The organism is Pseudomonas sp., assembly GCF_049645325.1.
Taxonomy (GTDB): Bacteria; Pseudomonadota; Gammaproteobacteria; order Pseudomonadales; family Pseudomonadaceae; genus Aquipseudomonas.
Genome location: NZ_JBARTQ010000040.1, coordinates 1 through 3,774 on the forward strand (window position 1 = coordinate 1; position 3,774 = coordinate 3,774).

General features: G+C 63.3%; 4 protein-coding genes. All 4 read left to right on the plus strand.

Features of this window, described 5'->3' with window-relative positions:
* Positions 1-119 precede the first annotated feature (119 nt).
* The 4 genes from recO to tadA all read left to right on the plus strand — a co-directional run bounded on the left by recO (position 120) and on the right by tadA (position 3,738).
* A complete protein-coding gene (gene recO, locus WBB95_RS01770; protein ID WP_424486017.1) occupies positions 120-809 on the plus strand; it encodes a DNA repair protein RecO in 690 nt (229 codons plus the stop codon).
* 51 nt (positions 810-860) lie between these two features.
* The gene (gene pdxJ, locus WBB95_RS01775) at positions 861-1,604 is read left to right on the plus strand and encodes a pyridoxine 5'-phosphate synthase (RefSeq protein ID WP_424486018.1); all 744 of its coding nucleotides are present in this window, start codon (positions 861-863) and stop codon (positions 1,602-1,604) included.
* Between the two features lie 260 nt (positions 1,605-1,864).
* Positions 1,865-3,241: a multicopper oxidase family protein gene (locus tag WBB95_RS01780; protein ID WP_424486019.1), complete on the plus strand. Its 1,377-nt coding sequence runs from the start codon at positions 1,865-1,867 to the stop codon at positions 3,239-3,241.
* Positions 3,241-3,738, plus strand: coding sequence for a tRNA adenosine(34) deaminase TadA (gene tadA / locus WBB95_RS01785; protein ID WP_424486020.1), 498 nt, complete (start codon positions 3,241-3,243; stop codon positions 3,736-3,738). Before WBB95_RS01780 ends, tadA begins: the two co-directional genes overlap by 1 nt.
* Positions 3,739-3,774 lie beyond the last annotated feature (36 nt).

Sequence of the window (3,774 nt, forward strand, 5' to 3'; positions counted from 1 at the left end):
CATCACCTCGGTACAACTGAAGGACTGAGGTGCCTGCATCGCGGGCAAGCCCGGCTCCCACACAAGCCCGCTCCCACATTTGTTTTGTCGCTGTTCTTAAGTTCTGCGAAGAGACTTTCATGTCCCAATCCCCACCTCCCAGCCAACTCGCCTACGTGCTGCACAGCCGCGCCTACCGCGAGACCAGCGCCTTGGTGGACTTCCTCACGCCCCAAGGCCGCCTGCGCGCAGTCTTGCGCAGCGCGCGGGGCAAAGCGGGCACGCAGGCGCGGCCTTTCGTGGCGCTGGACGTGGAGTTTCGTGGCAAAGGTGAGCTGAAAAACGTCGGTCGCCTGGAAAGCGTGGGCATATCCCCCTGGCTGAATGGCGAAGCCCTGTTCAGTGGCCTCTACCTCAATGAACTGCTGATTCGCCTGCTTCCCGCCGAAGACCCGCACCCGGGCGTTTTCGATCACTACGCGGCCACGTTGTTGGCGCTGGCCGAAGGCCGCCCGCTGGAACCGTTGCTGCGCGCGTTCGAATGGCGCCTGCTCGACGACCTGGGCTACGGCTTCGAACTCACCAATGACCTGCACGGCGACCCAATCGCGGCCGACGGCATGTATCGCCTGCAAGTCGACGCCGGCCTTGAGCGCGTGTACCTGCTGCAACCGGGCCTGTTCCAGGGCACCGAGCTGTTGGCCATGAGCGAAGCCGACTGGAGCGCCCCCGGTGCCTTGTCCGCCGCCAAGCGCCTGATGCGCCAGGCCTTGGCCGTGCACTTGGGCGGCCGGCCGCTGGTCAGTCGCGAGTTGTTTCGAAAGCCCTGACAACCCCGTGTATGCTGTGCGGCGTTTCTTTCCCTTTTCAGGAGCGCTTCCGTGACCACCAGCAATCGCATTCTTCTTGGCGTCAACATCGACCACGTCGCTACCCTGCGCCAGGCCCGGGGCACCCGTTACCCTGACCCGGTCAAGGCCGCGCTGGACGCCGAAGAAGCGGGCGCCGACGGCATCACCGTGCACCTGCGCGAAGACCGTCGCCATATCCAGGAACGCGATGTACTCATCCTCAAGGATGTGCTGCAAACCCGCATGAACTTCGAAATGGGCGTCACCGAGGAAATGATGGCGTTCGCCGAGCGCATCCGCCCGGCGCACATCTGCCTGGTACCGGAAACCCGCCAGGAACTGACTACCGAAGGCGGCCTCGATGTGGCTGGCCAGGAAGCGCGGATCAAGGCGGCGGTGGAGCGCCTGTCGCAAATCGGCAGCGAAGTCTCGCTGTTTATCGACGCCGACGAGCGCCAGATCGAAGCCTCGCGTCGCGTCGGCGCGCCAGCCATCGAACTGCACACCGGCCGTTACGCCGATGCCACCACCCCGACTGAAGTCGCCGACGAGTTGCAACGCATTATTGACGGCGTGGCGGTGGGCCTGCGTGAAGGCCTGATCGTCAATGCCGGCCATGGCCTGCATTACCACAACGTCGAAGCCGTGGCTGCGATCAAGGGCATCAATGAGCTGAACATCGGCCATGCCCTCGTGGCGCACGCGCTGTTCGTCGGTTTCAAAGGCGCTGTGGCCGAGATGAAGGCCCTGATCCTGGCCGCCGCCAAGGCTTGATCAAACACTGAAGATCCAATGTGGGAGCGGGCTTGCCCGCGATAGCGCAGTGTCAGTCAGCAAGGTATTCACTGACCCACCGCCATCGCAGGCAAGCCAGCTCCCACATTAATCTCGACGGTCTTCAGAGGCTTTAGCTGCTTCGGCAGGCCATTGGAATGTGGCATGCGGCAATGCGAAGCCTTACTGTTTAGCCGAGGCAGGTGTATCGTGTCTGCCCTTTGCAGGTCCCTGGCCTGCGGCAGATACGTGAGGTTGTTGTGTCCCGATCCTTTTCCCGTCGACAAATCCTGGGTGGTCTCGCAGGCCTGGCCGTAGTGGGCGTCGGTGCCGGTGGCGCCTACCGCTATTGGCTGGGGAAAGTCGCCGAGGCCGAGGCGGGGCATGATTACGAGCTGATCGCTGCACCCCTGGACGTTGAACTGGTGCCGGGGCACAAAACCGAAGCCTGGGCGTTCGGCCCCTCGGCGCCGGGCACCGAGTTGCGCGTGCGTCAGGGCGAGTGGTTGCGCGTACGGTTTATCAACCACCTGCCGGTCGCGACCACCATTCACTGGCATGGCATCCGCCTGCCGCTGGAGATGGACGGGGTGCCCTACGTCTCGCAATTGCCGGTGTTGCCCGGTGAATACTTCGACTACAAATTTCGCGTGCCCGACGCCGGCAGCTACTGGTATCACCCGCATGTGAACAGCAGCGAAGAACTCGGTCGTGGCCTGGTCGGCCCGCTGATCATCGAAGAGCGCGAGCCCACCGGCTTCAAACACGAACGCACTCTGAGCCTGAAGAGCTGGCACGTGGACGAAGAGGGCGCCTTTGTCGCCTTCAGCGTGCCCCGCGAGGCGGCGCGTGGCGGTACGGCCGGGCGGCTGTCGACGATCAACGGGGTGTCCCAGGCGGTCGTTGATTTGCCCGCCGGGCAGATCACCCGCGTGCGCTTGCTCAACCTCGACAACACCCTGACTTATCGCATCAATATTCCCGGCGTCGACGCGCAGATCTACGCGCTGGACGGCAACCCCATCGAGCCGCGCCCCTTGGGCAAGGAATACTGGCTGGGCCCCGGCATGCGCATCTGCCTGGCGATCAAGGCGCCGCCTGCCGGCGAAGAACTGTCGATCCGCAACGGCCCGGTTCGCCTGGGCACCTTCCGTTCAGTCGCCAGTACCGACGCGCCCACCGAATGGCCGCCCGCATTGCCCGCCAACCCGATCGCCGAACCGGACCTGGCCAATGCCGAGAAACTCAACTTCAATTTCGAATGGGTCGGCTCGGTGTCGGTCGATGACGGCAAGCCGCCAAGCCTGTGGCAAATCAACGGCAAGGCCTGGGACATCACCGACAAAACCTGCGCCGACCGCCCGATTGCCAAGCTGGAAAAGGGCAAGAGCTACATTTTTGAATTGAAAAACATGACCCAATACCAGCACCCGATCCACCTGCATGGCATGAGCTTCAAGGTGATCGCCTCGAACCGCCACAAGGTGATCCCGTACTTCACCGACACGTACCTGTTGGGCAAGAACGAGCGCGCCCGCGTGGCGTTGGTGGCGGATAACCCGGGGGTGTGGATGTTCCACTGCCACGTGATCGACCACATGGAAACCGGCCTGATGGCCGCCATCGAGGTGGCGTGATGCGTCAGGTTCGCCCGACGGCGATTATCGACCGCAGCCGCGACCAGGACTTCATGCGCGAAGCCCTGGCCCTCGCCGCGCAAGGTGCCTTGCTCGGCGAAGTACCGGTGGGCGCGGTGCTGGTACAGGACGGTGAAATCATTGGCCGGGGTTTCAACTGCCCGATCAGCGGCAACGACCCCAGCGCCCACGCCGAAATGGTCGCCATCCGCGCGGCGGCGCAGGCGATCAGGAACTATCGGCTGGTCGGCAGCACGCTTTACGTGACACTGGAGCCGTGCAGCATGTGCGCGGGCCTGATTGTGCATTCGCGTATCGCGCGGGTGGTGTACGGCGCGCTGGAACCCAAGGCCGGGATTGTGCAAAGCCAAGGGCAGTTTTTTACCCAAGGCTTTCTGAATCATCGGGTGCTGTATGAAGGCGGGGTGTTGGCGGAGGAATGCGGGACGGTGTTGAGTGAGTTCTTCAAGGCCCGAAGAGCCAAGCCCCCACTTTAAAGAACACTGAGGGCTAATGTGGGAGCGGGCTTGCTC

Excerpts from the sequence above, each read along its gene's own strand:
- recO (WP_424486017.1), top strand. The coding sequence starts at position 120 with ATGTCCCAATCCCCACCTCCCAGCCAACTCGCCTACGTGCTGCACAGC.
- tadA (WP_424486020.1), top strand. The coding sequence starts at position 3,241 with ATGCGTCAGGTTCGCCCGACGGCGATTATCGACCGCAGCCGCGACCAG.